The following is a 2,217-nucleotide window of genomic DNA, read 5'->3' on the forward strand; positions in this document are numbered from 1 at the left end:
CGACGTCGGCATGGTGCGCCTCGATGGCGTGGACGATCTCCGGGCGCTCGCCGTAGCGACGGGCGAGGTCGGCGCCGATGACGGCGTGCGGGCCCTCGACCTCGTGGTCGATCGCTTTGCCGAGGTCGTGCAGAAGGCCGGCGCGCTTGGCCGGGGCCTCGTCGAGGCCGAGCTCGGAGGCCATGATGCCGCAGAGCGCGGAGACCTGGATGGAGTGCGTGAGGACGTTCTGGCCGAAGGAGGTGCGGTAGCGCAGCGCGCCCAGGGTCTTCACGAGCTCGGGGTGCAGGTCGTGGATGCCGGCGTCGAAGGCGGCCTGCTCGCCGGCCTCGCGGACGCGCTCGTTGACGAGGGCCTCGGCCTTCTTGTAGAGCTCCTCGATGCGGGCGGGGTGGATGCGGCCGTCGGCGATGAGGTTCTCGAGCGCGACGCGGGCGGTCTCGCGGCGAACGGGGTCGAAGCTCGACAGCGTCACGGTCTCGGGGGTGTCGTCGATGACGAGCGAGACGCCCGAGACCTGCTCGAACGTGCGGATGTTGCGCCCCTCGCGGCCGATGATGCGGCCCTTGAGGTCGTCGGAGGGGATGTGGACGGAGGTCACCGTGATCTCGCCGGCCTGGTCGGCGGCGCAGCGCTGAATGGCGGTCGAGATGATCTCGCGGGCGGTCTTGTCGGCCTGGGCGCGGACGTTCTGCTCGCTCTCGCGCAGAATCTGGGCCTCCTCGCGGACGGACTCGGCGCGTACGCGGTCGAGGAGCTCGGTGTGGGCTTCGTCGCTGGAGAGGCCGGCGATGCGCTCGAGCTCGGAGATGCGCTTGGCCTCGAGGGCGTCGAGGTCGACCTTGCGCTTGTCGAGCTGGCCCTGGAGGCTGGAGAGCTGGTGGTCGCGACGGTCGAGGACGTCGTTGCGGCGATCGAGGGACTCCTCGCGCTGCATGATGCGACTCTCCATGTTCTGGAGCTCGCCCTTGCGCTTCTTCTCCTCCGCCTCGGAGGCCTGCTTGATGGCCAGGACCTGCTCCTTGGCCTCGAGGACGGCCTCCTTCTTTGCGTTCTCGGCCTGACGGGAGGCCTCGGTGCGGATGCGGTCGGCCTCGGCCTGGGCGTTCTCGACCTGGGCCTGGGCGGTCTTGACCTTGGAATTGGACTGACCGGCAAGGACCGCATACGCGACCGCGGCGCCCACCACAAGGCAAATAATGCCAATGACGATTTCCATACGTGCTCCTCAGATAGCAAAAATCTATTCAACGAAATAAAGAAGCCCGGGCACGAATCCCGAAGCTCCGCCATCAGAGGTGCAATCGTCGTCCCTCGTCTGCGCTATGTCCCTGTAGAAGCAAACCGTAGATACAGAATATGGTCAGCCGGCCACGCCGGCAGAAGAATGCCCTTTAACGGCTCTCCTATCCTATGACCAGCCGACCATAATTGTCAAACAAACGTAAGGCGAAAGGTAGCGCGGCGGCTACGACTGGTCGAGCGCGGACTTCGCGGCATCGATTGCGATATTCATCGAGAAGCCCTTGTTGCAGAGGTACCTCACGGTCTTCTGGAAGTCGTTCTTCCCGGTCGGGCGGCGCCTGGAGGCGAGCTCGCGGGCGCGCTCGAGCTCGGAGCCCTCCTCGAAGTACTCCTCGGGCCAACCGGGGATTGACTCCGCCTCGACGCCCTTGCGCGAGAGCTCACGCTCGATCTTCTGCCTCCCCCACCCGGCGTAGATCTTCGAGCGGATGAAGACGTCGGCGAAGCGCGCGTCGTTCACGGCCCCGCCGGAGACGGCGGCGGCGATGAGCGCATCGGTGGTCTCGATCGAGTAGCCGTCGGAGGCGAGCTTTTCTTTAAGCTCGGCGGAGGAATAGTCTCGTTTGTTGAGGAGAGACTCCAGCCGGCGCCTGCCCGCCGCCTTAGAGGCCTTGCGCACCTCGTAGGCGAGCTCTGCGCGAGAGCCGAGCTCGCCTCCCCGGGACTTCCTGAGGGAGGCGAGCTTGCGTCCCACTGCCACAGGAACAGACCAGGTCTCCTCGCCGTCACAGGTCTCCAGCATGACCTTCGCCTTGAGCGGGCGCCAGCCGAAGCGCGGGGCGTCGCGGTCGGGCAGGACGACGTCCCAGCTGACGCAGCCTTCGGACTCGAATGCGGGCATTACTCGCCGCTCGTGAGGTGAGTGGAGCCGTCGAGGTCGAGATCGACGCCCGGCACGGGCTCGCCGACGCG

General features: G+C 66.5%; 2 protein-coding genes. Both read right to left on the minus strand.

All coding sequences use genetic code 11. The annotated features are described in order from the left end of the window. The coding region (rny, locus tag ACT84W_RS07160) for a ribonuclease Y (RefSeq protein ID WP_444328709.1) at positions 1-1,219 on the minus strand (1,219 nt) is incomplete at its 3' end. A 249-nt stretch (positions 1,220-1,468) separates the two neighbouring features. After that, positions 1,469-2,146: a regulatory protein RecX gene (locus ACT84W_RS07165; protein WP_444328710.1), complete on the minus strand. Its 678-nt coding sequence runs from the start codon at positions 2,144-2,146 to the stop codon at positions 1,469-1,471. Positions 2,147-2,217 lie beyond the last annotated feature (71 nt).

Origin of the sequence: Paratractidigestivibacter sp. (genome assembly GCF_052362415.1) — a bacterium.
Lineage (GTDB): Bacteria > Actinomycetota > Coriobacteriia > Coriobacteriales > Atopobiaceae > Paratractidigestivibacter.